The organism is Burkholderia sp. AU19243, from assembly GCF_018148075.1.
GTDB classification, from domain to species: Bacteria; Pseudomonadota; Gammaproteobacteria; order Burkholderiales; family Burkholderiaceae; genus Burkholderia; species Burkholderia latens_A.
Window position 1 is genome coordinate 11557 of record NZ_JAGSTV010000019.1, and the last position, 26071, is coordinate 37627.

24 protein-coding genes are annotated in these 26071 nt (G+C 65.6%); 13 read left to right on the top strand and 11 right to left on the bottom strand.

The window, feature by feature from the left end; genetic code table 11:
- Positions 1 to 184 precede the first annotated feature (184 nt).
- Positions 185 to 1780, top strand: a complete 1596-nt coding sequence (locus KDW55_RS26065; RefSeq protein ID WP_059548763.1) for a multicopper oxidase family protein — start codon at positions 185 to 187, stop codon at positions 1778 to 1780.
- Positions 1781 to 1960: 180 nt separating this feature from the next.
- Here KDW55_RS26065 and KDW55_RS26070 read toward each other — a convergent pair whose 3' ends face one another.
- Positions 1961 to 2164, bottom strand: coding sequence for a cold-shock protein (locus tag KDW55_RS26070; protein ID WP_004196460.1), 204 nt, complete (start codon positions 2162 to 2164; stop codon positions 1961 to 1963).
- Between the two features lie 56 nt (positions 2165 to 2220).
- Complete coding sequence (locus KDW55_RS26075; protein ID WP_156432241.1) at positions 2221 to 2421, bottom strand: hypothetical protein; 201 nt, start codon at positions 2419 to 2421, stop codon at positions 2221 to 2223.
- Positions 2422 to 2710: 289 nt separating this feature from the next.
- On the opposite strand from KDW55_RS26075, the gene clpS reads away from it, so the two are divergent.
- The 4 genes from clpS to KDW55_RS26095 all read left to right on the top strand — a co-directional run bounded on the left by clpS (position 2711) and on the right by KDW55_RS26095 (position 7737).
- Positions 2711 to 3025 carry an ATP-dependent Clp protease adapter ClpS gene (gene clpS, locus KDW55_RS26080; protein WP_006398529.1) on the top strand — a complete coding sequence of 105 codons (315 nt, stop codon included), beginning with the start codon at positions 2711 to 2713 and terminating at the stop codon, positions 3023 to 3025.
- The gene (gene clpA / locus KDW55_RS26085) at positions 3022 to 5322 is read left to right on the top strand and encodes an ATP-dependent Clp protease ATP-binding subunit ClpA (protein WP_040141542.1); all 2301 of its coding nucleotides are present in this window, start codon (positions 3022 to 3024) and stop codon (positions 5320 to 5322) included. The genes clpS and clpA overlap by 4 nt, the downstream gene beginning before the upstream one ends.
- Before the next feature lie 103 nt (positions 5323 to 5425).
- Positions 5426 to 6805: an amino acid permease gene (locus KDW55_RS26090; protein ID WP_040144779.1), complete on the top strand. Its 1380-nt coding sequence runs from the start codon at positions 5426 to 5428 to the stop codon at positions 6803 to 6805.
- 161 nt (positions 6806 to 6966) lie between these two features.
- The gene (locus KDW55_RS26095) at positions 6967 to 7737 is read left to right on the top strand and encodes a membrane protein (protein ID WP_040141540.1); all 771 of its coding nucleotides are present in this window, start codon (positions 6967 to 6969) and stop codon (positions 7735 to 7737) included.
- Positions 7738 to 7786: 49 nt separating this feature from the next.
- On the opposite strand, the gene dut is transcribed toward KDW55_RS26095, so the two are convergent.
- The 5 genes from dut to KDW55_RS26120 all read right to left on the bottom strand — a co-directional run bounded on the left by dut (position 7787) and on the right by KDW55_RS26120 (position 14003).
- Positions 7787 to 8233: a dUTP diphosphatase gene (gene dut, locus KDW55_RS26100; protein WP_040144778.1), complete on the bottom strand. Its 447-nt coding sequence runs from the start codon at positions 8231 to 8233 to the stop codon at positions 7787 to 7789.
- 55 nt (positions 8234 to 8288) lie between these two features.
- Positions 8289 to 9500 (bottom strand): bifunctional phosphopantothenoylcysteine decarboxylase/phosphopantothenate--cysteine ligase CoaBC, encoded by a 1212-nt coding sequence (gene coaBC / locus KDW55_RS26105; RefSeq protein WP_059548766.1) that lies wholly within the window; start codon positions 9498 to 9500, stop codon positions 8289 to 8291.
- 67 nt (positions 9501 to 9567) lie between these two features.
- The gene (gene lspA, locus KDW55_RS26110; protein WP_040141536.1) at positions 9568 to 10068 is read right to left on the bottom strand and encodes a signal peptidase II; all 501 of its coding nucleotides are present in this window, start codon (positions 10066 to 10068) and stop codon (positions 9568 to 9570) included.
- Between the two features lie 2 nt (positions 10069 to 10070).
- Positions 10071 to 12908 carry an isoleucine--tRNA ligase gene (gene ileS, locus KDW55_RS26115; protein WP_212161559.1) on the bottom strand — a complete coding sequence of 946 codons (2838 nt, stop codon included), beginning with the start codon at positions 12906 to 12908 and terminating at the stop codon, positions 10071 to 10073.
- A gap of 102 nt (positions 12909 to 13010) precedes the next feature.
- On the bottom strand, positions 13011 to 14003 hold the full coding sequence (locus KDW55_RS26120) for a bifunctional riboflavin kinase/FAD synthetase (protein WP_040141532.1): 993 nt from the start codon (positions 14001 to 14003) through the stop codon (positions 13011 to 13013).
- Between the two features lie 122 nt (positions 14004 to 14125).
- Here KDW55_RS26120 and purN point away from each other — a divergent pair, with 122 nt between their 5' ends.
- The 6 genes from purN to nadC all read left to right on the top strand — a co-directional run bounded on the left by purN (position 14126) and on the right by nadC (position 21215).
- Positions 14126 to 14788 (top strand): phosphoribosylglycinamide formyltransferase, encoded by a 663-nt coding sequence (gene purN / locus KDW55_RS26125; RefSeq protein WP_040141530.1) that lies wholly within the window; start codon positions 14126 to 14128, stop codon positions 14786 to 14788.
- Positions 14785 to 16047: an RsmB/NOP family class I SAM-dependent RNA methyltransferase gene (locus tag KDW55_RS26130; RefSeq protein ID WP_040141528.1), complete on the top strand. Its 1263-nt coding sequence runs from the start codon at positions 14785 to 14787 to the stop codon at positions 16045 to 16047. The genes purN and KDW55_RS26130 overlap by 4 nt, the downstream gene beginning before the upstream one ends.
- 18 nt (positions 16048 to 16065) lie before the next feature.
- Positions 16066 to 17448: a mechanosensitive ion channel domain-containing protein gene (locus KDW55_RS26135; protein WP_209824533.1), complete on the top strand. Its 1383-nt coding sequence runs from the start codon at positions 16066 to 16068 to the stop codon at positions 17446 to 17448.
- 265 nt (positions 17449 to 17713) lie between these two features.
- Complete coding sequence (locus KDW55_RS26140) at positions 17714 to 18910, top strand: acyl-CoA desaturase (RefSeq protein WP_040141524.1); 1197 nt, start codon at positions 17714 to 17716, stop codon at positions 18908 to 18910.
- A 290-nt stretch (positions 18911 to 19200) separates the two neighbouring features.
- The gene (nadA, locus tag KDW55_RS26145) at positions 19201 to 20337 is read left to right on the top strand and encodes a quinolinate synthase NadA (protein ID WP_069241992.1); all 1137 of its coding nucleotides are present in this window, start codon (positions 19201 to 19203) and stop codon (positions 20335 to 20337) included.
- The gene (nadC, locus tag KDW55_RS26150; RefSeq protein ID WP_040141522.1) at positions 20334 to 21215 is read left to right on the top strand and encodes a carboxylating nicotinate-nucleotide diphosphorylase; all 882 of its coding nucleotides are present in this window, start codon (positions 20334 to 20336) and stop codon (positions 21213 to 21215) included. Before nadA ends, nadC begins: the two co-directional genes overlap by 4 nt.
- A gap of 99 nt (positions 21216 to 21314) precedes the next feature.
- Here nadC and nadB read toward each other — a convergent pair whose 3' ends face one another.
- The 4 genes from nadB to radC form a co-directional block, all read right to left on the bottom strand.
- Positions 21315 to 22901 (bottom strand): L-aspartate oxidase, encoded by a 1587-nt coding sequence (gene nadB, locus KDW55_RS26155; protein ID WP_212148883.1) that lies wholly within the window; start codon positions 22899 to 22901, stop codon positions 21315 to 21317.
- 161 nt (positions 22902 to 23062) lie between these two features.
- Complete coding sequence (rpmG, locus tag KDW55_RS26160) at positions 23063 to 23230, bottom strand: 50S ribosomal protein L33 (RefSeq protein WP_006478046.1); 168 nt, start codon at positions 23228 to 23230, stop codon at positions 23063 to 23065.
- A 17-nt stretch (positions 23231 to 23247) separates the two neighbouring features.
- The gene (rpmB, locus tag KDW55_RS26165; RefSeq protein ID WP_004186391.1) at positions 23248 to 23481 is read right to left on the bottom strand and encodes a 50S ribosomal protein L28; all 234 of its coding nucleotides are present in this window, start codon (positions 23479 to 23481) and stop codon (positions 23248 to 23250) included.
- Positions 23482 to 23719: 238 nt separating this feature from the next.
- Positions 23720 to 24496, bottom strand: a complete 777-nt coding sequence (gene radC, locus KDW55_RS26170) for a DNA repair protein RadC (protein WP_059548843.1) — start codon at positions 24494 to 24496, stop codon at positions 23720 to 23722.
- Between the two features lie 135 nt (positions 24497 to 24631).
- On the opposite strand from radC, the gene KDW55_RS26175 reads away from it, so the two are divergent.
- Positions 24632 to 25087, top strand: a complete 456-nt coding sequence (locus KDW55_RS26175; protein WP_040141515.1) for a peptidylprolyl isomerase — start codon at positions 24632 to 24634, stop codon at positions 25085 to 25087.
- Between the two features lie 2 nt (positions 25088 to 25089).
- Positions 25090 to 26070, top strand: a complete 981-nt coding sequence (gene ispH, locus KDW55_RS26180; RefSeq protein ID WP_040141513.1) for a 4-hydroxy-3-methylbut-2-enyl diphosphate reductase — start codon at positions 25090 to 25092, stop codon at positions 26068 to 26070.
- Position 26071: the final 1 nt, after the last annotated feature.

Consider the following 26071-nt stretch of genomic DNA (forward strand, 5'->3'; position numbering starts at 1 on the left):
GGTTGCGCGGCCGGTACTGCGACGAATCGACGCTCGTTGGGTGCCGCGCCTTATCGCCCGCGGGCTGCGGTTATGATGACGCGGGCCATGAGTCACCGCGTCGCGCACGGGCGCTGGTCCGGAGCCGATTGGCGCGGCTGTCGCGACGATCGCGCGACCTGGTACGAATAACGAGGAACGATTGATGATACGGAGAACCTTCCTGGCGCGCGCCATCGGCGTGGCGGCCGCATCGCTGTTCGCACGCACGGCGTCGGCGCAGCACGCCGGTCACGCTGGCATGGCCGGCATGGAGATGGACGACATGCCGGGCATGTCCGGGATGGCTGCGCACCCGCAGCACGCGAAGCCCGCGCCCGCCACGCTCGCGTCCGCTGATGCGCTGCCGGCCGGCGCGCCGCTCGCATCGCTGCGGACACTCGCGAACGAAAGCCGAGAGCCCGGCACGTTCCGCGCGACGCTGGTCGCACAGCCGGTCGCGCGGCCGCTGCTGCACGGCGCGCGTCCGACGACGTTCTGGCAATTCGGCACCGGCACGCAAGGGCCGGTCGTCGGTCCGCTGATCGACGTGCGCGAGGGCGATACGGTCGAAATCCGTTTCGTGAACAAGCTGCCGCAACCGTCGACGCTCCACTGGCACGGCCTGCCGGTGCCGCCCGACCAGGACGGCAACCCGGCCGATCCCGTCGCGCCGGGCGCGTCGCGCGTGTATCGCTTCACGTTGCCGAAGGGAAGTGCCGGCACCTACTGGTATCACCCACATCCGCACATGATGACGGCCGAGCAGGTGTTCCGCGGCCTCGCCGGCCCGTTCATCGTGCGTGCGGCCGACGATCCGCTCGCCGGCTGGCCGGAACGCAACCTGTTCGTGTCCGACCTCAAGCTCGCGCGCGACGGCACGATTCCGCCGAACGACATGATGGACTGGATGAACGGCCGCGAAGGGCAGTTCGTACTGGTCAACGGCGCGCGCCGGCCGCGGATCGACCTCGCGGGCGACGAGCGCTGGCGCATATGGAACGCATGCAGCGCGCGCTATCTGCGCATCGCGTTCGACGACGGCCGCGCATTCGAGCACGTCGGCACCGACGGCGGGCTGTTCGACGCGCCGCGCGGCGTGACGTCGCTGCTGCTCGCGCCGGGCGAGCGTGCGGAGCTGCTCGTGCGCGCCGGCGACCGCGCGTCACGCGCAGTGCTGCAAGCGGCCGAATACGACCGCCGCAAGATGGCGATGTCGCACGACAACGGTCATGGCAGCCTGCCGCCCGATCCGGCAGTTCCGCTGGCCGATGTTGCGTTTGCGCCGGCCGCTGCGCGCCCGCTGCCCGCGCTTCTGCGTGCGGTACCCGCGCTGGGCACGCCGGTGGCGGACAAGACGGTGGCATTCGGCGAAGAAATGGACATGGACGCGATGATGGCGGGGCCCGCGCACGGCCGCCCGGCGGGGATGCGATTCACGGTGAACGGCGACGTGTACGCCGCACATCGGGCGACATTGACGAGCCGCGCGGGCGACGTCGAGCGCTGGACGATCCGCAACGACACCGACATGGACCACCCGTTTCATGTGCATGGCACGCAATTCCAGGTGGTCGAGCGCGCAGCAGGCGGAACGCGCACGCCCGAGCCGTTCCGTGCATGGCGCGACACGGTGAACGTACGCAGCGGCGAGACGGTGACGATCCACGTCATGCAAGACATGCCCGGCGAGCGCATGTTTCACTGCCATATTCTCGAACACGAGGATCTCGGCATGATGGGGACGCTGAAGGTCGTGTAACCGGCAATCTAATATGTTTCACGCGTATGTCCGCATTCGATTTGCGCACGCGACGAGACAATGTATGTTCAATTATCGGGATTGAACGAAAAGGCCGGCCAATCGAATAAACGATTGGCCGGCCTGAAAAAAAAGAAACCCGGCGCGGTGCCGGGTTTCTTCGTCTGATATCCGGTGCCTTTATGCGGCCTGGATGTTCGACGCTTGCTTGCCCTTCGGGCCTTGGACGACCTCGAAGCTCACCTTCTGGCCTTCCTTCAGGGTCTTGAAGCCCTGCATGTTGATGGCCGAGAAGTGCGCAAACAGATCTTCACCGCCCTCGTCGGGAGTGATGAAACCGAAGCCCTTCGCGTCGTTGAACCACTTAACGATACCAGTTGCCATTTCCTACTTCCCCTGTCACACAGTCGCTGCTACTTACCACGAGCACGCTCGAAAAGCTAAACGACCGGAAAATACAGCCGTTCCCCCCTCACAAGCTCACCATCGGCCTCTTTCATCTCGCCGTCAGACGAATTGAAAAAAGTGCCAGCTTGATTGTTGGCGCTCTTTATTTGAGTGTCAAGCGGAATTTTGAGACGTTTGGAGGGCCGTTGTAAAGAATCCATTTTCAGGGTTTTTCCGGCTTTGCTTTGCAGCATGCCGCCAAGCGCGCCGACTTGAAAAGTCGCATAATCGGCTCATATACCAGGCTCGAGTGACACGCGATCGAGTCGTCCGGCTTGTGGGATACTGGATGCGGATGCGACGGTCCGGTGCGGTCTCCCCCTGACGGTTCGTGTTCCGCGCCACGCGTGAAAGCCGGCACCGCAGCCGGCTTTCGTATGGCACGAAGACGATCGCGCATCGTCGGGAACCAGGGAGGGCGCCGGCCGGTCGGTCGGGTAATGGCAGGATTGCGGGCCTGTCCGAGTTGTTTAGAATGGGTGTATGGCGATTATCCCGGACAAGCAGGACAGCACCGTCCTGGAACGCAAGCAGCAGAAGCTCAAGCCGCCTTCGATGTACAAGGTGGTGCTGCTGAACGACGACTTCACCCCGATGGAGTTCGTCGTGATGGTCGTACAGGAGTATTTCAAGAAGGATCGCGAGACGGCCACGCAGATCATGCTGAAGGTCCATCGCGAGGGGCGAGGGGTATGTGGGGTCTATACGCGGGACATCGCGTCGACCAAAGTTGAGCAAGTCGTTACCCATGCGCGGCAGGCCGGGCATCCGCTGCAGTGCGTGATGGAGGAAGCATGATTGCCCAGGAATTGGAAGTCAGCCTGCACATGGCGTTCATGGAAGCACGCCAGGCGCGCCATGAGTTCATTACGGTCGAGCATTTGCTGCTGGCCCTGCTGGATAATCCGACGGCAGCCGAGGTGTTGCGCGCGTGCGCGGCAAACATCGAGGACCTCCGTCAGAACCTGCGCAATTTCATCCACGACAACACACCTACCGTCCCGGGCACCGACGATGTCGATACCCAGCCGACGCTCGGTTTCCAGCGCGTGATCCAGCGCGCGATCATGCACGTCCAGTCGACGTCGAACGGCAAGAAGGAAGTCACCGGCGCGAACGTGCTGGTCGCGATCTTCGGCGAGAAGGACTCGCACGCGGTGTACTACCTGCAGCAGCAGGGCGTCACGCGCCTCGACGTCGTGAACTTCATTTCGCACGGCATCGCAAAGACGAACGGCGGCGAAGCCGCGAAGTCGTCGGATGCGAACGCGGAAAGCGAAGACGCGAATGCGCAGAAGGAAACGCCGCTCGCGCAATTCACGCAGAACCTGAACCAGATGGCGAAGGATGGCCGCATCGATCCGCTGATCGGACGCGAGCCGGAGGTCGAGCGCGTCGTGCAGGTGCTGTGCCGCCGCCGCAAGAACAATCCGCTGCTTGTCGGTGAGGCCGGTGTCGGCAAGACGGCGATTGCCGAAGGGCTCGCCTATCGCATCACGCGCGGCGAAGTGCCGGACATCCTCGCGAACGCGCAGGTGTATTCGCTCGACATGGGCGCGCTGCTCGCGGGCACCAAGTATCGCGGCGACTTCGAGCAGCGCCTGAAGACGGTGCTGAAGGAACTGAAGGAGCGCCCGCATGCGATCCTGTTCATCGACGAGATCCACACGCTGATCGGCGCGGGCGCCGCATCGGGCGGCACGCTCGACGCATCGAATCTGCTGAAGCCGGCGCTGTCGTCGGGCACGCTCAAGTGCATCGGCGCGACCACGTTCACCGAATATCGCGGCATCTTCGAGAAGGATGCGGCGCTGTCGCGGCGCTTCCAGAAGGTCGACGTGACGGAGCCGACCGTCGAGCAGACGGTCGCGATCCTGCGCGGGCTGAAGTCGCGCTTCGAGGAGCACCATGGCGTCAAGTATTCGTCGGGCGCGCTGTCGGCCGCGGCGGAGTTGTCGGCACGCTTCATCACCGATCGGCATCTGCCGGACAAGGCGATCGACGTGATCGACGAGGCGGGCGCCGCGCAGCGCATCCTGCCGAAGTCGAAGCAGAAGAAGACGATCGGCAAGAGCGAGATCGAGGAAATCATTTCGAAGATCGCGCGCGTGCCGGCGCAAAGCGTGTCGCAAGACGATCGCAGCAAGCTGCAGACGCTCGATCGCGACCTGAAGAGCGTCGTGTTCGGCCAGGATCCGGCGATCGATGCACTCGCCGCGTCGATCAAGATGGCGCGCGCGGGCCTCGGCAAGATGGACAAGCCGATCGGCGCATTCCTGTTCTCCGGCCCGACCGGCGTCGGCAAGACCGAAGTGGCGCGCCAGCTCGCGTTCACGCTCGGTATCGAGCTGATCCGCTTCGACATGTCGGAATACATGGAGCGGCACGCGGTGAGCCGACTGATCGGCGCGCCGCCGGGCTACGTCGGGTTCGACCAGGGCGGCCTCCTGACCGAAGCCGTCACGAAGAAGCCGCATTGCGTGCTGCTGCTCGACGAAATCGAGAAGGCGCATCCGGACATCTTCAACGTGCTGCTGCAGGTGATGGACCACGGCACGCTGACGGACAACAACGGCCGCAAGGCGGATTTCCGCAACGTCATCATCATCATGACGACGAACGCCGGCGCGGAGTCGATGCAAAAGGCGACGATCGGCTTCACGACGCGTCGCGAAACCGGCGACGAGATGACCGACATCAAGCGCCTGTTCACGCCGGAGTTCCGCAACCGTCTGGACGCGATCATCAGCTTCCGCTCGCTCGATGAGGAAATCATCATGCGCGTGGTCGACAAGTTCCTGATCCAGCTCGAGGAGCAACTGCACGAGAAGAAGGTCGACGCGCTTTTCACCGACGCGTTGCGCAAGCATCTCGCGAAGCACGGCTTCGACCCGCTGATGGGCGCGCGGCCGATGCAGCGGTTGATCCAGGACACGATCCGCCGTGCGCTCGCCGACGAGTTGCTGTTCGGCAAGCTGCTGAACGGCGGTCACGTGACGGTCGACGTCGACGAAGCCGACAAGGTGCAGTTGTCGTTCGACAAGCTGGCGAATCCGCCGCACAAGCCGAACGAAGAGACGGTCGAAGTCGAGTAAGCGATAATTCGTTGTTCATGCGAACGGCGCGGGAAGTCCTCCGCGCCGTTTCGTTTTATCTGGCGCCGGCGGCGCGATGGTGGTGCAGGGGAGTGGCAACGCAGTGACACAACAACAACGGTCGTTCGACAACATCGTCGCGCGCGAACAAGGGTTGCGCCATGCGCTGACGTCCGGGCAGATGGCGATGATCGCAATCGGCGGCGCGATCGGCACGGGCCTGTTTCTCGGCAGCGGGTTCGCGATCGGGCTCGCCGGGCCGAGCGTGCTCGTTTCGTATGCGATCGGCGCGCTGATCGCGCTGCTGCTGATGGGCGCGCTCGCGGAAATGACGGTCGCGCATCCGACGGCCGGCTCGTTCGGCGCTTACGCCGAGCACTACGTCGGTCCGCTGGCGGGCTTTCTCGTGCGCTATGCGTACTGGTTCGCGGTGGTGTTCGCGATCGGCACCGAAATCAGTGCGATCGCCGTGTTCATGAAGTACTGGTTCCCGTCCGTGCCCGGCTGGTATTGGGTGATTGGCTTCTCGGCGCTGCTGATCGCGGTGAATCTTGCGAGCGTCACGCTGTACGGAACGGTCGAATATGCGTTCTCGCTGCTGAAGATCGCGGCGATCGTCGTGTTCATCGTGCTGGGCGCCTATCTCGTATGGTCCGCGCCCGCGGATACCGGCATCGGCTTCGCGAACTACACCGCGCACGGCGGCTTCATGCCGAAAGGCCCCTGGGGCACCTGGGTCGCGGTGATCGTCGCAATTTTCAGCTACATGAGCATCGAGGCGGTCGCGATCGCTGCCGGCGAGGCGCGCGATCCGCAGCATGCGGTCACGCGCGCGTTCCGCTCGACGGTGTTCCGGCTCGTTTTGTTCTACCTGCTGACGCTCGCGCTGATGCTCGCGATCGTTCCGTGGACGCAGGCCGGTACCGACGAAAGCCCGTTCGTGAAGGTGATGGCCGCGACACACGTGCCGTATGCGGCCGGCGTAATCAACTTCGTGCTGTTGATCGCGGCGCTGTCCGCGATGAACAGCCAGCTGTACGTGACGACGCGGATGATGTTCAGCCTGTCGCGCGCACGGCTCGCGCCGGCCGTGTTCGGCCGCCTCGGCAGCAACGGCGTGCCGCGCGCGGCATTGTGGATCTCGACGAGCGGCGTCGCGGTCGCGGCCGTGCTGGTCGCGCTGTCGCCCGACACCGCATTTACGGTGATGATGGCGATCGCGATGTTCGGCGCGCTGTTCACGTGGCTGATGATTTTTGTCACGCATCTGCGGTTCCGTGCACGCTACAGCGGCCCCGTGCTCGCATTCCGGATGTGGGGTCATCCGTTCGGCAGCCTGCTCGGCGCCGCGCTCGTCGGCGCGATTTTGCTCACGACCGCGTTCACGCGCGAATTCCGGATGACGATGGTGGTCGGCGTGGTGTTCGTCGTGCTGTTGACGCTCGCGTACGCGCTGCATTACCGGCACGCACACGCGCGTTGAATGCGCATTGATGTGCGGGGCCGCCGCCGAGTGAGAGCGTCCGCCGTCGCTTTCCGACGCCGCTAAGGTTGCGTTAAGCCGCCGACGGCTACATTCGAACCTGTCCGCATTGCCGGGGCGGCCAATGCAGGCCCCGCGGCTTATCTGTACAAGGGGTTCGAATGAACAAACTTCCCGAAATCACGCTCGCGTTCTGGATCATGAAGATCTGCGCGACGACGCTTGGCGAAACCGGCGGCGACCTGCTGTCGATGACCTTGAACGTCGGCTACGCCGTGAGTTCGATCCTGCTGTTCGGGTTCTTCGTCGTCACGCTCGGTGCACAGCTCCGCACGACCGGCTATCGTCCGGCGATCTACTGGGCGGTGATCGTCGCGACCAGCACGGCCGGGACGACGATGTCCGATTTCATGGATCGCACGCTCGGCCTCGGTTATGCGGCCGGCTCGTCGATCCTCGTCGCGATCCTGCTGGCGATTTTCGCGGTGTGGCGCCTAAGCGGCGAATCGCTGTCGGTCGACCTGATCCGCACGCGCAAGGTTGAATTGCTGTACTGGATCGCGATCCTGTTTTCGAACACGCTCGGCACCGCGCTCGGCGATTTCCTCGCGGACAGCTCGGGCCTCGGCTTCGGCGGCGGCGCGCTGTTGATCGGCGGATTGCTCGTGGCAATCGTGCTCGCGCACTATTTCACGCGCATCTCCGGCGTACTGCTGTTCTGGGCGGCGTTCGTGCTCACGCGGCCGTTTGGCGCGACGGTCGGCGATCTGCTGACGAAACCTGTCGCGAAGGGCGGGCTCGCACTCGGCACGGTCGGGTCGTCCGCGGTGCTGCTGGGCGTGCTGATCGCGATGGTGATCTACGCGACGATTGTGCAGGCGCGGCGACGCGAACTCGCACCGGCGCGCATTGCGCAGACCGCCAACCGTTGAGCCGTAACGGAAGAAGAAGGGGCCGCGGCCCCTTTTTACGCTGCGCGGCTCAGTGGCGGCCGGTGCTGCCGAAGCCGCCTTCGCCGCGATCGCTCTGCGCGAAGTCGCTGACGATGTTGAATTGCGCCTGCACGACCGGCACGATCACGAGCTGCGCAAGGCGCTCGAACGGGTTCAGCACGAACTCGCTCTGACCGCGGTTCCACGTCGACACCATCAGCTGCCCCTGATAGTCGGAATCGATCAGGCCGACGAGGTTGCCGAGCACGATCCCGTGCTTGTGGCCGAGGCCGGAGCGCGGCAGGATCAGCGCCGCGTAGCCCGGGTCGGCGAGGTGGATCGCCAGGCCGGTCGGCACCAGCGTCGTTTCACCGGGCTGCAACGTGACGGGCGCGTCGAGGCATGCGCGCAGGTCGAGGCCGGCGCTGCCGGTGGTTGCATACGCGGGCAGGTAGTCGCGCATGCGCGCGTCGAGAATCTTCAGGTCGAGTTTCATGCAGTCGTCGAATCGGTCGGGAAGGGCGCGGCGGCGCGTGCAGCCGCGCAAAGGATCAGATCAGGCGGTTGTCTGGCAGGCGCTTCGCGATTTCGGCCACAAGCGCGTGCGCGAGTTCGTCCTTGGGCGCGCGCGGCAGGCGCGTGAGGCCGGCCGCCTCGAACAGCACGACTTCGTTGTCGTCGCGGCCGAACGTCAGCGGGCCGAGATTGCCGACCAGCAGCGGCACGTTCTTGCGCTTGCGCTTCTCGTCGCCATGCACGTCGAGATCGCCGCTCTCGGCCGCGAAGCCGACGCAGAACGGCGCGTCGGGCAACGCCGCGACCGACGCGAGGATGTCGGGGTTCTCGACGAACGCGAGCGCGGGCATCTTGCGATCGGCGGTCTTTTTCATCTTGTGCTCGGCGGGGTGCTCGACGCGCCAATCGGCGACCGCGGCGACCGCGATGAAGATGTCCGCGTCGGACACCGCATGCATGACAGCGTCGTACATCTGCTGGGCCGTCTGCACGTCCTGGCGGTACACACCCCACGGCGTGTCGAGCGCGACCGGCCCGGCGACCAGATGCACGTCGGCGCCAGCCTGCTGCGCGGCGCGCGCGAGCGCGAAGCCCATCTTGCCGCTCGAACGGTTCGTGAGGCCGCGCACCGGATCCAGCGGCTCGAACGTCGGGCCGGCCGTGATCAGCACGCGGCGGTGCGCGAGCACCTTCGGCGCAAAGTGCGACACGATGGCTTCGTAGATCGCGTCGGGTTCGAGCATGCGGCCGTCACCGACTTCGCCGCACGCCTGCGCGCCCGAGTCGGGGCCGAGCACCGACACACCGTCGGCGCGCAGCTGCGCTGCATTGCGCTGCGTGGCCGGGTTCTGCCACATCTGGCGGTTCATCGCCGGCACGACGAGCAGCGGACAGTCGCGTGCGACGCACAGCGTCGATAGCAGATCGTCGGCGAAGCCGTGCGCGAGCTTCGCGAGGAAATCCGTCGACGCCGGTGCGATCACGATGGCGTCGGCTTCGCGCGACAGGTCGATGTGCGCCATGTTGTTGCCGACGCGTGCGTCCCATTGGCTCGTGTAGACGGGCCGGCCGGACAGTGCCTGCATCGTGACCGGTGTGATGAACTGGGTGGCGGCTTCGGTCATCACGACCTGCACGGTCGCGCCGGCCTTCACGAGCAGCCGTGTGAGCTCGGCGATCTTGTAGCAGGCGATGCCGCCGGTCAGGCCGAGAACGAGGTGTTTTCCTGCGAGTTCTGCGTGTGCCAACTCAGGCCTCCTGGGGTCAAACGGAACGGCCGGCGCGAAGCCGGCCGCCGACGCCGAGTATGCGTGTTCAGCGCGAGCCGCGCACGCGACGCAGTTCGTCGTAGATCAGCAGCACCGCGCCGATCGTGATCGCGGAGTCGGCGAGGTTGAACGCCGGGAAGTGCCACGCACCGACGTGGAAATCGAGAAAGTCGATCACGTGGCCGTAGACGAGCCGGTCGATCACGTTGCCGAGTGCGCCGCCGAGGATCAGCGCGAGCGACAGGCTGAACAGCCGCTGCTGACCGTGACGGCGAAGCAGGTAGCAGATCACGAGCGTCGCGCCGATGCCGAGCGCGGTGAACGCCCAGCGCTGCCAGCCGCTTGCGGTCGACAGGAAACCGAATGCGGCACCGCGGTTGTACACCAGCACGAGGTTGAAGAACGACGTGAGCGCATGCTGCGCGCCGTACGCGAACGTTTTGAGGATCGCGATCTTCGACAGCTGATCGAAGAGGATCACGATCAGCGAAATGCCGAGCCAGGGCGCGAGCGCGCCGCTGGCCGGTTTCGACAAGGTTTTCGCCATGGTCAAGCAGCGCTCCGGATTTCGCCGTTTTCAAACAGGTTCGAGAAACAGCGGCCGCACAGCGTCGGGTGATCGGCATGTGCGCCGACATCGTCGCGGTAGTGCCAGCAGCGTTCGCACTTCTGGTACTTCGACGCGGCCACGTCGACGCTTTCCTGCGCTTCGTGGTCAACCTTTACGACAGTCGCCGCCGACGTGATCAGCACGAATTTCAGGTCGTCGCCGAGGCTGGTCAGCGCATCGTAGCGCGCGCCGCTCGCATGCACGGCCACTTCGGCCTGCAGCGACGAACCGATACGGTTCGCGGTGCGCGCTTCCTCGAGCGCCTTCGTCACGTTGCCGCGGACTTCGCGCAGCAGCGCCCACTTCGCGATCAGCGCGGCCGAGCCGGCGACTTCCGGATACGCGTAGTAGGTTTCGGTGAACACGGTGTCGCTGGTCGGCTGGAACACCTTCCACGCCTCTTCGGCGGTGAACGACAGGAACGGCGCGAGTACGCGCAACAGCCCTTGCGTCAGGTGGTACAGCGCGGTCTGCGCGGAGCGGCGCGCGCGCGAATCGGGCGCGCTCGTGTACAAGCGGTCCTTCAGCACGTCGAGATAGAAGCCGCCGAGATCTTCCGAGCAGTACGTTTGCAACTTCGCGACGACCGGGTGGAATTCGTACTTCTCGTAGTGCCCGAGCAGTTCCGTCTGCAACTGCGCGGAGAACGCGACCGCGTAGCGGTCGATCTCGAGCCATTCGTCGACCGGCACCGCGTGCTGCGCGAAGTCGAAGTCGGACAGGTTCGCGAGCAGGAAGCGCAGCGTGTTGCGGATCCGGCGATAGCCTTCCGTCACGCGCTTCAGGATTTCCTCGGAAATCGCGAGTTCGCCCGAATAATCGGTCGACGCGATCCACAGGCGGATGATTTCCGCGCCGAGGCGGTTAGCGACTTCGTGCGGATCGATGCCGTTACCGAGCGACTTGCTCATCTTGCGGCCTTCGCCGTCGACCGTGAAGCCGTGCGTGAGCAGACCCTTGTACGGCGCGCGGCCGTCGATCATCGATGCGGTAAGCAGCGACGAATGGAACCAGCCGCGGTGCTGGTCCGAGCCTTCGAGGTACAGATCGGCCGGGAACTGCAGCTGATCCTTGTGCGAGCCGCGCAGCACGTGCCAATGCGTCGTGCCCGAGTCGAACCACACGTCCAGCGTGTCGCGGTTCTTTTCGTACATGTTCGCGTCGTCGCCGATCAGTTCGCGCGGATCGAGCGACTGCCACGCCTCGATGCCCGACTGCTCGACGCGCTTCGCGACTTCCTCGAGCAGTTCCAGCGTGCGCGGGTGCAACTCGCCGGTTTCCTTGTGCACGAAGAACGCCATCGGCACGCCCCACTGGCGCTGGCGCGACAGCGTCCAGTCCGGGCGGTTCGCGATCATGCTGAACAGGCGCTGCTTGCCCCACGACGGGTAGAACGCGGTTGCATCGACGCCTTCGAGCGCTGTTTCGCGCAACGTCTTGCCGCCGTCGCGCGGCGTCACGTCCATGCCGGCGAACCACTGCGACGTCGCGCGGTAGATGATCGGCGTCTTGTGGCGCCAGCAGTGCATGTAGCTGTGCGTGTACTTCTCGCTGCGCAGCAGCGAGCCGGCCGCGTTCAGCGCGTCGACGATCTTCGGGTTCGCGTCCCAGATCGACAGGCCGCCGAACAGCGGCAGCGATTCGATGTAGCGGCCGTCGCCCATCACCGGGTTGATGATGTCCGAGTCGGTCATTCCGTGCGCCTTGCACGACACGAAGTCTTCGATACCGTACGCAGGCGACGAGTGCACGACGCCGGTACCCGTGTCGGTGGTCACGTAGTCGCCGAGGTAGACCGGGGCGGTGCGCTTGTAGCCGGGGTGGGCCGACGCGAGCGGGTGGTGGAAGCGCAGGTTCGCGAGCTTCACGCCCGGCGCGGTCGCGACGACGCGGCCGGTCAGCTTGAAGTCGGCCATGCACGCTTCGACGCGCTCTTGCGCGATGATCAGCAGCCCGCGTTCGGTGTCGACCAGCGCGTAGACGATGTCCGGATGGAGGTTCAGCGCCTGGTTGGCGGGAATCGTCCACGGCGTGGTGGTCCAGATCACGATGCCGCCGTCGGTGCGCGGCAGCGCCGCCAGGCCGAACGCCTGCGCGGTCTTTTCCGGCTCCGCGAATGCGAACATCACGTCGATCGTCGGATCGGTGCGGTCCTTGTACTCGACTTCCGCCTCGGCGAGCGCCGAGCCGCAGTCGAAGCACCAGTTCACCGGCTTCAGGCCGCGATACACGAAGCCCTTTTCGATGATCTTGCCGAGCGCGCGAATCTCTTCCGCTTCGTTTACGAAGTTCATCGTCTTGTACGGATTCGCCCAGTCGCCGAGCACGCCGAGGCGCTTGAAGCCGACCTTCTGCTTCTCGATCTGCTCGGTCGCGTATGCGCGCGCCTTGCTCATCACTTCGGCGGCCGGCAGCGACTTGCCGAACTGCTTTTCGATCTGGATCTCGATCGGCATCCCGTGGCAATCCCAGCCGGGCACGTACGGCGCGTCGAAGCCGGCCATGTTGCGCGACTTCACGACGATGTCCTTCAGGATCTTGTTCACCGCGTGGCCGAGGTGGATGTCGCCGTTCGCATACGGAGGGCCGTCGTGCAGGATGAACTTCGGCCGGCCCTTGCTGGCCGCGCGGATCTTCTCGTAGATGCCGCGCTCTTCCCACTCCTTGACCCACTGCGGCTCGCGCTTCGGCAAGTCGCCGCGCATCGGGAACGGCGTGTCGAGCAGGTTGACCGGATACTTGGCCTGCGGTTTCGAATCGGCTTTCTTGTTGCTCATGATGGGATCGCTATCTAAATCGGGGGACGCTCGTGCGTCGTGAATCGGGGATGCGCGCGTGTCGGCGGCGCGAGGGCGCGGCGCGGGGCGCCGCCGGCCGGATCAGCTAATTCGGTCGGTGGCCGACGTCGCGAAGCCGGTCGCGCTGCTGCCCGGCGCGCGGTCGCGCTCCGCGAAGTACGCGCGCGCATTCGCGACGTCGAGTGCGATCGCGCGCGACAGCGCTTCGAGATCGTCGAACTTCGCTTCGTCGCGCAGCTTCTTCAGGAATTCGACGCGGATCAGCTTGCCGTATGCGTTGCCGTGCCAGTCGAGCAGGTGGACTTCGAGCAGCGTGCGGCCGGAATCGTCGACGGTCGGCCGCAGCCCGAGGCTCGCGACGCCCGGCAGCGGGGTAGGGGCAAGGCCGTGCACCTGGACGACGAAGATGCCCTTGAGCGCCGGACGCTTGTGGGCGATCGGCAGATTCAGCGTCGGAAAGCCGAGGTCGCGGCCGAGCTTGAGCCCGTGTGCGACGTGGCCGCTGATCAGGTAGCCGTGGCCGAGCGCCTGCGCGGCCGCGTCGAGGTCGCCCGCGGCGAGCGCCGCGCGCACGCCGGAGCTCGAGATGCGCGTGCCGTCGCTGCCGGCGACGGTGCCCATCTGCTCGACTTCGAAGCCGTACCGTTCGCCCGCTGCCTTCAGCGTGTCGAACGTGCCTGCGCGTTTCGCGCCGTAGCAGAAATCGTCGCCGACCATCATCCAGCGCGTGTGCAACCCGCCGACCAGCGTGCGTTCGACGAACGCCTGCGGCGACTGGCTCGCGAACGTGTGGTTGAAGTGCTCGACGACGACGCGGTCGACGCCGTGGTCGCGCAGCGCCTCGAGCTTGTCGCGCAGCATCGCGATCCGCGGCGGTGCGCCGGCCGGATTGAAGAATTCGCGCGGGTGCGGCTCGAACGTCATCACGCAAACGGGCAGGCCACGCGCGTCCGCTGCCGCGCGCACGCGCGCGAGCAGGGCCTGGTGGCCGCGATGGACACCGTCGAAGTTGCCGATCGTCAGCGCGCACGGCGCGCGGCTCTCGGCATTGGGCAGGCCGCGGAAGACTTTCACGATAGCGGATGCAGCGTCGGGGAATGGGCGGTGGGATGCCGCAAAGCAGAAGATTATAAACGTTCGGGCGGCCCGGCGGCCGAGAAGGCGGGAAACGCGGGGGCGAATGGTAAAATTCGCGGATGAAAAAACTCGTGATCCTGATTTCCGGTCGCGGCAGCAACATGGAGGCCATCGTCCGCGCGTGCGCGCAGGAACGCTGGCCGGCCGAGGTCGCCGCCGTGATCGCCAACCGGCCCGACGCGGCCGGCCTGGCTTTTGCCGCGTCGCACGGGGTGGCGACCGCGGTGGTCGACCATCGAGCGTTCGATGGCCGCGACAGCTTCGACGCGGCGCTCGCCGCCGAGATCGACCGCTTCGCGCCCGATCTCGTCGTGCTCGCCGGCTTCATGCGCATCCTTACGCCCGCATTCGTCAGACGATACGAAGGCCGATTGCTGAACATCCACCCGTCGCTGCTGCCGAGCTTCAAGGGCATCCACACGCACCAGCAGGCGCTTGATGCCGGCGTCGCGCTGCACGGCGCGAGCGTGCATTTCGTGATTCCCGAACTCGACAGCGGCGCGATCGTCGCGCAGGGCGCGGTGCCCGTGCGCGCGGGCGACGACGCGGCGGCGCTCGCGCAGCGTGTGCTGGCGGTCGAGCACGTGCTGTATCCGCGCGCGGTGCGGTGGTTCGTCGAAGGGCGCTTGCGTCTCGAGGACGGCCGCGCCGTGGTCGCACCGGGCGAGGCGCGCTGGATTTTCGCGGATCAACCGCAAACCGAAACGAACGAGGGCGTATGAAGCTGCACGGATTCCTGATTGGCCAGACCGAAACCCTGCTCGCCGAGGTGCTGAAGTTCGCCGGCCCCGCCGACGCAACGACGAGCCGGTTCTTCCGCGCCCATCCGAAGCTCGGGCATGCGGAGCGCGGCGTGATCGCCGAGGCGGTGTTCGCGGTGCTGCGCCGGAAGATGGAGTTTTCGCATCTCGCCGAGAGCGGCACGGGCAGCCCGGCGAGGCGCCTCACGCTGCTCGGCCTGATGCAGACGCTCGGCCGCAACGCGCTGAAGCCGTTCGTGTCAGAGACGGAAGCCGCGTGGCTCGAGCACGTGTCGAAGATCGATCCGGCGAGCCTGCCGGTGCGCGTGCGCACGAACCTGCCCGACTGGATCTACCAGGCGCTGTCGGCCCGTTTCGACGCCGAGGAACTCGCGCAGCTCGCCGCCGCGCTCAACTATCCGGCGCCGCTCGACCTGCGCGCGAACGTGCAGAAGGCGACGCGCGACCAGGTGATCGACGCGCTCCGCGCGAACGGCATCGACGCGGGCGAGACGCCGTTCGCGCCCAACGGCGTGCGCGTGGTCGGCAAGCCGGCGCTCACGCGCCTGAAGCTGTTCGAGGAAGGCCAGATCGAGGTGCAGGACGAGGGGAGCCAACTGCTGTGCTCGCTCGTTGCGCCGCGCCGCGGCGAGATGGTCGTCGATTTCTGCGCGGGCGCCGGCGGCAAGACGCTGGCGCTCGGCGCAATGATGCGTTCGACCGGGCGGCTCTACGCATTCGACGTATCCGAAAAGCGGCTCGCAAAGCTCAAGCCGCGCCTCGCGCGCAGCGGGCTGTCGAACGTGAACCCGGTGCTGATCGACAGCGAGCACGACGCGAAGATCAAGCGGCTTGCCGGCAAGATCGATCGCGTTCTGGTCGACGCGCCGTGCAGCGGCCTCGGCACGCTGCGTCGCAACCCGGACCTGAAGTGGCGTCAGACGCGCACGTCGATCGACGAGCTCGCGCCGAAGCAGGCGTCGATCCTCGCGAGCGCCGCGCGGCTCGTGAAAAAGGGCGGCCGGCTCGTCTATGCGACCTGCAGCGTGCTCGACGCCGAAAACGAGGCGATCGTCGAGCAATTCCTCGCCGATCACCCCGACTTCGTGCTGGTGCCCGCGCAGAAGGTGCTGGCCGACCAGCGCATCGCCCTCGAGACCGGCGACTACCTGTCGTTGTGGCCGCACCGCCATGCAACCGACGGCTTCTTCGCCGCGGTGCTCGAGCGGCGCGCGCAGTAACGACGGTCGGGACGGACGATGGAGAATCTGCAGAGCCGCCTGCTGTCGCACCGGCTGGCATCGGTGATCCGCGATTTCCACCAGCCGGTGATGATCTGGCAGGCGGCGGTGCTCGTCGGCGCGCTCTGTTTCGCGTGGGTGGCCGCGCGCTTCGTCCATGGCCGCATCGACGCGCGCCGCCGGGCTGCCGGGCGCGCGCCCGGCGCAGGTGCGCACAGCCTGAAGCGCGCGTTGTTCCCGCTGTTCGGCGGCGTCTTCGTGGGGATCGCGCAATTCGCGTTCGATCCGTTCATGTCGACGTCGCTGCTGTCGCTCGCGCTTGTGCCGCTGTTCGGTATCGGGCTGATTTACGTGCTGTTCTTCTTTGCGCGGCGCGTATTTGCGCGCGACGGGCACACGCACGCATGGCTGTCGATCGTCGAGAAGATCGTGTCGACCGTCGTGTGGATCGCGATGGCGCTGACCGTGCTGGGCATTCAGCGCGACGTGCTCGGCTGGCTCGACAGTGTGCAGTTTCGCGTCGCCAACGCGCATCTGACGCTGCTGTCGGTAATTTCCGGCGCGCTCTGGGTGTGCGTGACGCTGATGGTCGCGATGTGGCTGGGCTCGGTGCTCGAAGAGCGCCTGACGCGCGCTACCACGCTCGATGCGAACCTGAAGGTCGTGCTGTCGCGGGTCGGCCGCGCGCTGCTGGTGTTCGCGGCGATCCTGATCGGGCTCTCGCTCGTCGGGATCGACGTGACGGTGCTCGGCGTGTTCGGCGGCGCGGTCGGCGTCGGCCTCGGCTTCGGGCTGCAGAAGATCGCAAGCAACTACGTGTCGGGCTTCATCATCCTGCTCGACCGCTCGCTGCGGCTCGGCGACGCGATCAGCGTCGGCGGGCTGCAGGGCGTCGTCACGCAGATCCGCACCCGCTACACGGTGGTGCGTGGTCTCGACGGCAACGAGACGCTGATTCCGAACGAAAAGCTGATCACCGACGTAGTGCAGAACCAGTCGTCATACCTGACGCGCGGTTATGCGAAGGTCGCGGTGCAGGTTGCTTATACCAGCGATGTCGAGCAGGCACTTGCGTTGCTCGCGCAAGCTGCGGACGGCGTGCCGCGCGTACTGACGGAGCCGGCGCCGACGCCGTACCTCGTCGCTTTCGGCGCGGACGGCATCGATCTCGAACTCGGATTCTGGATCGAGGACGCGGCGAAGGGTACGTCCGGCGTGCGTTCGGCGGTGAACCGCAACATCTGGCGCCTCTTCAGCGAGCACGGGGTCTCGATCCCGTTCCCGCAGCGCGAAGTCCGCGTGGTCGGGCTGCCGGAGGGCTTTGCCGCGACCGGCGTGGTGGCGGAAGGGGTGCCCGCGGCCGGCGACGGCGCGGCTCGCGGTCGGGCTTCGGCCGCGTAGCGGCGGCCGGCGGCGCCGAACGCGCGGGCGATTCGGGCAATTCGCGCGCTCGCGCGGCCCGCAGGCAGCCGCTGGGCGGCCAGAACCGGATCGGGGGCCTTTGCGGGTCCGCCGATGGACTATCGGCGTTGCGTCATGACAAGAAAATATTCATTTTTTACAAAGACTTGGAACGGTTGAAGTAAAATTTCGGTCTACACGCGGTATGCTTTCATTTTTATGACGTCGGCCTGCGCCGGCGTCGCTCTCACCACAGGTAACTGCCTTGTTGAATTCCCTGCTCGATTTTCTTTCCCACGGGCTTCTGCGTTTTTCCTGGTGGCAGGTCGCGCTGTTCGCGCTGGCCGTCACGCACGTCACGATCATCGGCGTGACGGTCTATCTGCACCGCTGCCAGGCGCACCGTGCGCTGGAGCTGCATCCGATCGCGAGCCACTTCTTCCGTGCATGGCTGTGGATGACCACCGGCATGCTGACCGGCCAGTGGGCCGCGATCCATCGCAAGCACCACGCGAAGTGCGAAACCGAGGAAGATCCGCACAGCCCGCAGACGCGCGGCATCTGGAAGGTGTTCCTCGAAGGCGCCGAGCTGTATCGCGCGGAAGCGAAGAATGAAGAAACGATGCGCAAGTTCAGCCACGGCACGCCGAATGACTGGATCGAGCGCAATGTGTACTCGAAGTATCCGATCCTCGGCGTGAGCCTGATGATGGTGATCGACGTCGCGCTGTTCGGCGTGCTCGGCCTCACCGTGTGGGCCGTGCAGATGGTGTGGATTCCGTTCTGGGCCGCCGGTGTCGTGAACGGTTTCGGCCACTTCTGGGGCTACCGCAACTTCAACTCGGCCGATGCGAGCACGAATCTGTTCCCGTGGGGCATCGTGATCGGCGGCGAAGAACTGCACAACAACCACCACACGTTCGCGACGTCCGCGAAGCTGTCGAACAAGTGGTACGAGTTCGACATCGGCTGGATGTACATCCGCATCATGTCGGCGTTCGGCTTGGCGAAGGTGAAGAAGGTTGCGCCCACGCCGCGTCTGAACAAGCCGAAGACGGTGCTCGACCAGGAAACGCTGCAGGCCGTGCTGTCGAACCGCTACGAAGTGATGGCGCGCTACGGCAAGGCGGTGAAGCGTGCGTACCGGCAGGAGCTCGCGCATCTGAAGGAGCTCGGTTCGAGCGAGAAGTACCAGCTGATGCGCAGCGCGCGCAAGTGGTTCCACAAGGATGCCGACGGCCTCGACGAGCCGCAGAAGAAGCTGTTGCCCGAGATTTTCGCGAACAGCCAGAAGCTGCAGACGTATTTCCAGCTGCGCCAGGATCTGGCCGCGATCTGGGATCGTTCGACTGCGTCGCGCGAACAGCTGCTTGCCCAATTGCAGGATTGGTGCCACCGCGCGGAACAAAGCGGCATCAAGGCGCTGCAGGAATTTGCGATGCGCCTGCGCCGCTACGCCTGATTCGAAATCGATTAGAATCTCAGGACGTCAAAAACCCCGCGTTGGCGGGGTTTTTTCATTTCGGCGGCCGGTTTTTTGTGGAATCGGACGTGCCGGAATTCGTATGAGGCTTGGGGCGGTCAGTGACCGCGAAGCGTGGGATCGGAGCGGTAAGCGCTCGGGCGCCAACTTGGGCCGACCGCGTAGCATGGGACCCGAGTAAGCGCTAAAGCGCCAACTCTGGCCGACCGCGAAGCATGGGGCCCAAGTAAGTGCTGAAGCACTAACTTGGGCCGACAGGAGATATGGAGATGCAATCGACGATCAAATCCGTCGAGTACGACCGGCCGGTCTCGGCAGGAACCGTCTGTGGCGTCGGCCAGGCATGGGCGAAGGTGCCCGATGCGCCATCGGCCGAAGAACGCGCCGCGCTGAAGGCGCGCATCAAGGCGCTGCTCGCACGTGAGAAGGCCGTGCTCGTCGCGCACTACTACGTGGATGCCGAACTGCAGGAACTCGCCGACGAAACCGGCGGCTGTGTCGCCGACTCGCTCGAAATGGCCCGCTTCGGCCGCGATCACGACGCGCAGACGCTCGTCGTCGCCGGCGTGCGCTTCATGGGCGAAACCGCGAAGATCCTGAGCCCCGGCAAACGCGTGCTGATGCCCGATCTCGATGCGACCTGCTCGCTCGATCTCGGCTGCCCGGCCGACGAATTCTCCGCGTTCTGCGATGCGCACCCGGACCGCACGGTCGTCGTCTACGCAAACACCAGCGCTGCCGTGAAGGCGCGCGCGGACTGGATGGTCACGTCGTCGATCGGCCTCGAGATCGTGGCCGACCTCCACGCGCGCGGCGAGAAGATCATCTGGGCTCCCGATCGCCATCTCGGCAGCTACATCCAGAAGAAAACCGGCGCGGACATGCTGCTGTGGCAGGGCTCATGTCTGGTCCACGACGAATTCAAGGGCATCGAGCTCGACCTGCTGCGCGCCGAATATCCGCATGCGAAGGTGCTCGTGCACCCGGAGTCTCCGGAAAACGTGGTCGCACAGGCGGACGTCGTCGGCTCGACCACGCAGCTGATCGACGCAGCCGTGAAGTTCGACGCGACACACTTCATCGTCGCAACCGACCTCGGCATCCTGCACAAGATGCAGCTCGCGGCTCCTGGCAAGACCTTCATCGCCGCGCCGACCGCAGGCAACAGCGCGACCTGCAAGAGCTGCGCGCACTGCCCGTGGATGGCGATGAACGGTCTCGCGAACCTCGCCGACGTGCTCGAGCGCGGCCACAACGAAATCTTTGTCGATCCCGCGATTGGCGTGCGCGCGCGCGTGCCGATCGACCGGATGCTCGATTTCGCGGCCGCACACAAGAAGCGCGTGCAAGCCAGCGGCGATCTGCAGCGCGACCAGCAACTGTTCGCGAACGTGGGGGCCGCATGACCAGCGCGGTTTCTCCGTTGTTCGAAGCCGTCCGCGCGCAATACGGTGCGGCATTCGACGAAGCGATCGCCCGCAACGTCGCCGACGCGATCGCGGAAGACGTGGGCCCCGGCGATCAGACCGGCCGCCTCGTGCCGGCCGGCGAACGCCGCCGTGCGCGCATCATCGTGCGCGAGCAAGCGGTGCTGTGCGGCGTGCCGTGGTTCGAAGCGGTGATCGCGCGGATCGATCCGTCGATCGTCGTGAAATGGCACTATCGCGAAGGCGACCGGATGACGGCGGACTCGATCGTCTGCGAACTCGATGGGCCGGCGCGTGCATTGTTGACTGCGGAGCGCAACGGCCTGAACTTCCTGCAACTGCTGTCCGGCGTCGCGAGCGCGACGCGCCGTTACGTCGACCGCGTCGAAGGCACGCGCGCGAAGATCCTCGATACGCGCAAGACGCTGCCGGGGCTGCGGCTCGCGCAGAAGTACGCAGTGCGGGTCGGCGGCGGCGAAAACCAGCGTCTCGCGCTGTACGACGGGATCCTGATCAAGGAAAACCACATCGCCGCAGCAGGCGGCGTCGGCGAAGCGCTCGATGCGGCGTTCGCGCTCGAAGCGGGCGTGCCCGTGCAGGTCGAAGTCGAGACGCTGGCGCAGCTCGATACGGCGCTCGCGCATGGCGCGCAGTCGGTGCTGCTCGACAACTTCACGCTGGACATGATGCGCGAAGCGGTGCGGGTCGCGGCCGGCAAAGCCGTGCTCGAAGTGTCGGGCGGCGTCAATTTCGACACGGTTCGCACGTTCGCGGAGACCGGCGTCGACCGTATCTCGATCGGTGCACTGACCAAGGACGTGCGCGCAACCGACTACTCGATGCGAATCGTCGACTGAGCGTTTATCGTATCTCGTCCATCTGACGAAAAAGCCGCTGGCGCGCAAACGCCAGCGGCTTTTTTCATTCGACGGCGGCCGCCGCGAACGGCGTGCCGCTCAGCGGCGCGAGCGCGGCGTAAGCACGCTCGGCAGCGCCTTCGGCAGCGTGTGCGGCCAGTCGCGGCTGTAGTGGAGTCCGCGGCTTTCGCGGCGCGAGTACGCGCTCTTCACGATCAGCGTCGCGACGTCGACGAGGTTGCGCAGCTCGAGCAGGTCGCGTGTCACGCGGAAGTTCGCGTAGTACTCGTGGATCTCGTCGCGCAGCAACGACAACCGGTGCTTCGCGCGTTCAAGACGCTTGTCGGTGCGCACGATGCCGACGTAGTTCCACATCAGCCGGCGCAGTTCGTCCCAGTTGTGCGCGACGACGACTTCCTCGTCCGCATCCGACACGCGGCTTTCGTCCCATGCGGGCAGCGCCTTCGGCGTTTCGGCGTCGAAGCCGGCCGCCTCGATTGCCTCGGCGGCCGCGCGGCCGATCACCAGGCATTCGAGCAGCGAATTGCTCGCGAGCCGGTTCGCGCCATGCAGGCCGGTGTACGAAGTTTCGCCGACCGCGTACAGGCCAGCCAGGTCGGTGCGCCCCGCGAGATCGGTGACGACGCCGCCGCACGTATAGTGAGCGGCCGGCACGACCGGAATCGGCTGCTTCGCGATGTCGATGCCGAATTCGAGGCAGCGCGCGTGGATCGTCGGGAAGTGTTCGCGCAGGAAAGCTTCCGGCTGATGGCTGATGTCGAGATATACGCAGTCGATCCCGCGCTTCTTGATCTCGAAGTCGATCGCGCGCGCGACGATGTCGCGCGGCGCGAGCTCCGCGCGAGAGTCGTGCGCGGGCATGAAGCGTGTGCCGTCAGGCAGCTTCAGCAAGCCGCCTTCGCCGCGCACGGCCTCCGAAATCAGAAACGACTTCGCATATGGATGGAACAGGCAGGTCGGGTGGAACTGGATGAATTCCATGTTCGACACGCGACAGCCCGCGCGCCACGCCATCGCGATGCCGTCGCCGGTCGCGGTGTCCGGGTTCGTCGTGTACAGGTAGACCTTGCCGGCGCCGCCGGTCGCGAGCACCGTGTGCGGCGCCTCGATCGTGATCGTGCGGTCGTTGTCGACGTCGAGCGCGTACAGCCCGTGACAGCGGCGGCCGGGCAGGCCGAGACGGTCCGACGTGATCAGGTCGATCGCGTGGTGGTTCTCGAAGAACGTGATGTTCGGATGCTGGCGCGCGCGCTCGGACAGCGTCGCGAGTACCGCATGGCCGGTCGCGTCGGCCGCGTGGATGATCCGGCGGTGGCTGTGGCCGCCTTCGCGCGTCAGATGGAAGCCAAGCTCGGCGGCGTCGTCCTTCGTGAACGGCACGCCCTGCGAGATCAGCCATTCGATCGCTTCGCGGCCGTGTTCGACGATGTAGCGGGTCGCGCCTTCATCGCATAGCCCGCCGCCGGCGACCAGCGTGTCGTCGACATGATTCTCGATGCTGTCCGCGGAGTCGAGGACGGCCGCGATGCCGCCCTGCGCGTGGTCGCTTGCACCCTCCATCATCGAACGTTTCGCGATCAGCGCGACACGCCGCGTGTCGGCCAGGTTCAGTGCGACCGACAGGCCCGCGAGGCCGCTGCCGACGATCGCCACGTCGAATTTCATGCTGCATCTCCATCGTTACGCTTTTCGATCCTGCGTTCCGTCGGTTGTCACCGCGGAAAGGGGAGAGCATACCGCGTCGAGGGCCTGCGCGTACGCGCAAAACAAAAAGCCCCGCATGTGCGGGGCTTTTCGGTCGCCGTCAGGCTGGCAGAAACCGGAGATTACTTGATCTTGGTTTCTTTGTATTCCACATGCTTGCGGACGACGGGATCGAACTTCTTGATCGCCATCTTTTCCGGCATGTTGCGCTTGTTCTTCGTGGTCGTGTAGAAGTGACCCGTACCAGCGGTCGACTCGAGCTTGATCTTGTCGCGTGCGCCTTTTGCCATGATTGTGCTCCTTGGGCTTAGGCTTCGCCGCGTGCGCGCAGGTCAGCGAGCACGGAATCGATGCCGTTCTTGTCGATCAGGCGCAGGCCGGCGTTCGAGACGCGCAGACGCACCCAGCGGTTTTCGCTCTCCACCCAGAACCGGCGGTTTTGCAGGTTCGGCAGGAAGCGACGCTTCGTCTTGTTGTTGGCGTGGGAAACGTTGTTGCCGCTCATCGGCGCTTTCCCAGTTACTTGGCATACGCGTGCCATGAGAGCACTCCTAATACGCTAAATTCGGGGTTCGATCGCCGATGAAGGTTCCATCGTACCGCCACGTGATCCATGGCTGCACTCAGAACGCCGAAGCCCATACAGACAAGGCCCTTCGATGGCTAGAACTGGTTGGAAAAAAGACAGACGACGATTCTAGCAGAAAAAGCTCAGAAAAATCAAACCCAATTTCGCTTCGTCGTTGCGGCGCCACCGGGGCGGGGCGCCGCCGCACAGTCTACAGCCAACCGGCGCGCGCGAACGAAAATGTATCGGCGGTGCCGACGACGATGTGATCGAGCAGCGTCGCGTCCACGAGCGTCAGCGCCTCGCGCAGCACCCGCGTAAGCCGGCGGTCTTCCGCGCTCGGCTGCACGGCGCCCGACGGATGATTGTGCGCGATGATCAGCGACGCGGCGTTCAGCATGAGCGCGCGCCGTACGATCTCGCGCGGATACACCGCCATCCGCGTGAGCGAGCCGCGTGCGCTTTCCTCCACGTCGATGAGGCCGTGGCGCGCATCCAGGTACAGCGTGACGAACACCTCGTACGGACGCATGCCGATCCGCAGTCGCAGATAGTCCTCCACCGCACCCGGCGAGTCGATCTGCATCCGCTCGCGCGCCTTTTCGACCAGGGCGCGCCGCACGATCTCGGTTACCGCGATCAGGACGGCCGAGCGCGCGGCGCCGATGCCGGGGTGCGTTGCGAAGACGCCGGGCTCCGCATCGAGCATGTCGCGCAGCGAATCGCCAAAGCGCGCAAGCAGCGCTCGTGCGCTGGCGAACACGTCGCGGCCGCCTCCGCCGGTGCCGAGCAGCAGCGCGACGAGCTCGGCGTCGGTCAGTGCGGCCGGCCCGCGTTCGAGCAGCCTCTCGCGGGGCAAGTGCGGTTTCCAGTTCCGCGGGCGCCGCTTGCGCGGCCCTGCGGGCCCGGCCCGGCGTGCCGGAGCGGCCCGGGTGTCGGCGACGTCGCGACATTCCGTCGCCGGGGCGGCGACGCAGATTGACAGCATGATCGGCACTCCATTGGCGGCGGCCGCACGCGCGACGTTGTCGCACTTTCAGCCTTGCTCGCTCAGGTGACTTACAATATTGGCTTTGCGCCGGGCTTTTCGCCCAGTTCGGGCGCCGACGAACACGAGTCATTCATGAGCATCATCGATCTATCCGAAGTGAAGCCCGGTTCCCATGTGACGCTGCATTACCGGCTTGCACTGGCCGACGGCGCCGACATCGTCAACACCTTCTCCGACAAGCCCGCCACGCTGCTGCTCGGCGCCGGGCAGCTGGCGCCCTCGCTGGAACAGATTCTGCTGGGGCTGCGGGTCGGCGACCATTCGACTTTTCAGCTAACGCCGGAGCAGGGGTTCGGTCCCCGCAATCCCGACATGCTTCAGCGCGTGACGCTGTCGACGCTGCGCGAGAACGGGATGGTCGGCGACGATTTCACGCCCGGCGACCTGATCGAGTTCAACGCACCGGACGGCGGCCGTTATGCGGGCGTGCTGAAGGAAGTCAGCGAAACCTCGGCGCTGTTCGATTTCAATCATCCGCTCGCGGGCCAAGCGCTCACGTTCGAAGTGAAAATCATCGGAATCCTGTAATCATGAGCACCACCGATACGCTGTCCGGACAGACCGTCGCCGCCGACGCCGAAATCCTGCTCGCCCAGCCGCGCGGGTTCTGCGCGGGTGTCGATCGCGCGATCGAGATCGTCGAGCGCGCAATCGCGATGCATGGCGCGCCGATCTACGTTCGTCACGAGATCGTCCACAACAAGTACGTGGTCGAGGATCTCAAGAAGAAAGGCGCGATCTTCGTCGAGGAGCTTGAAGAAGTGCCGGCCGGCAACACCGTCATCTTCAGCGCGCACGGCGTGTCGAAGGCCGTGCGCGACGAGGCCGACGTGCGCGGGCTGCGCATTTACGACGCGACTTGCCCGCTCGTCACGAAGGTGCACGTCGAAGTGGCGAAGATGCGTCAGGACGGCGTCGACATCGTGATGATCGGCCACAAGGGTCACCCGGAAGTCGAGGGCACGATGGGGCAGGTTGAGCGCGGCATGCATCTCGTCGAGAGCGTCGAGGACGTGCAGAAGCTCGAGCTCGCCGATCCGGAGCGCATCGCGCTCGTCACGCAGACGACGCTGTCCGTCGACGACGCCGCCGAGATCATCGGTGCGCTGAAGGCGAAATATCCGAAGATCCGCGAGCCGAAGAAACAGGACATCTGCTACGCGACGCAGAACCGCCAGGACGCGGTGAAGTTCATGGCGCCGCAGTGCGACGTCGTGATCGTCGTCGGCAGCCCGAACAGCTCGAATTCGAGCCGGCTGCGCGAAGTGGCCGAGAAGCGCGGCGTGGCTGCGTACATGGTCGATGCACCCGAGCAGATCGATCCGGCGTGGGTGGCCGGCAAGCGCCGTATCGGCGTGACGGCCGGCGCGTCGGCGCCGGAGGTGCTCGCCCAGGCCGTGATCGCGCGGCTGCGTGAGCTCGGCGTGCGCAACGTTCGCGCGCTCGAAGGCATCGAGGAGAACGTGTCGTTTCCGCTGCCCCGAGGGCTGAATTTGCCGCCCGCCGCGTGAG

Excerpts from the sequence above, each read along its gene's own strand:
- KDW55_RS26065 (WP_059548763.1), top strand. The coding sequence starts at position 185 with ATGATACGGAGAACCTTCCTGGCGCGCGCCATCGGCGTGGCGGCCGCA.
- KDW55_RS26070 (WP_004196460.1), bottom strand. The coding sequence starts at position 2,164 with ATGGCAACTGGTATCGTTAAGTGGTTCAACGACGCGAAGGGCTTCGGT.
- KDW55_RS26075 (WP_156432241.1), bottom strand. The coding sequence starts at position 2,421 with ATGCTGCAAAGCAAAGCCGGAAAAACCCTGAAAATGGATTCTTTACAA.
- clpS (WP_006398529.1), top strand. The coding sequence starts at position 2,711 with ATGGCGATTATCCCGGACAAGCAGGACAGCACCGTCCTGGAACGCAAG.
- clpA (WP_040141542.1), top strand. The coding sequence starts at position 3,022 with ATGATTGCCCAGGAATTGGAAGTCAGCCTGCACATGGCGTTCATGGAA.
- KDW55_RS26095 (WP_040141540.1), top strand. The coding sequence starts at position 6,967 with ATGAACAAACTTCCCGAAATCACGCTCGCGTTCTGGATCATGAAGATC.
- dut (WP_040144778.1), bottom strand. The coding sequence starts at position 8,233 with ATGAAACTCGACCTGAAGATTCTCGACGCGCGCATGCGCGACTACCTG.
- lspA (WP_040141536.1), bottom strand. The coding sequence starts at position 10,068 with ATGGCGAAAACCTTGTCGAAACCGGCCAGCGGCGCGCTCGCGCCCTGG.
- ileS (WP_212161559.1), bottom strand. The coding sequence starts at position 12,908 with ATGAGCAACAAGAAAGCCGATTCGAAACCGCAGGCCAAGTATCCGGTC.
- purN (WP_040141530.1), top strand. The coding sequence starts at position 14,126 with ATGAAAAAACTCGTGATCCTGATTTCCGGTCGCGGCAGCAACATGGAG.
- KDW55_RS26130 (WP_040141528.1), top strand. The coding sequence starts at position 14,785 with ATGAAGCTGCACGGATTCCTGATTGGCCAGACCGAAACCCTGCTCGCC.
- KDW55_RS26135 (WP_209824533.1), top strand. The coding sequence starts at position 16,066 with ATGGAGAATCTGCAGAGCCGCCTGCTGTCGCACCGGCTGGCATCGGTG.
- nadA (WP_069241992.1), top strand. The coding sequence starts at position 19,201 with ATGCAATCGACGATCAAATCCGTCGAGTACGACCGGCCGGTCTCGGCA.
- nadC (WP_040141522.1), top strand. The coding sequence starts at position 20,334 with ATGACCAGCGCGGTTTCTCCGTTGTTCGAAGCCGTCCGCGCGCAATAC.
- nadB (WP_212148883.1), bottom strand. The coding sequence starts at position 22,901 with ATGAAATTCGACGTGGCGATCGTCGGCAGCGGCCTCGCGGGCCTGTCG.
- rpmG (WP_006478046.1), bottom strand. The coding sequence starts at position 23,230 with ATGGCAAAAGGCGCACGCGACAAGATCAAGCTCGAGTCGACCGCTGGT.
- rpmB (WP_004186391.1), bottom strand. The coding sequence starts at position 23,481 with ATGGCACGCGTATGCCAAGTAACTGGGAAAGCGCCGATGAGCGGCAAC.
- radC (WP_059548843.1), bottom strand. The coding sequence starts at position 24,496 with ATGCTGTCAATCTGCGTCGCCGCCCCGGCGACGGAATGTCGCGACGTC.
- KDW55_RS26175 (WP_040141515.1), top strand. The coding sequence starts at position 24,632 with ATGAGCATCATCGATCTATCCGAAGTGAAGCCCGGTTCCCATGTGACG.
- ispH (WP_040141513.1), top strand. The coding sequence starts at position 25,090 with ATGAGCACCACCGATACGCTGTCCGGACAGACCGTCGCCGCCGACGCC.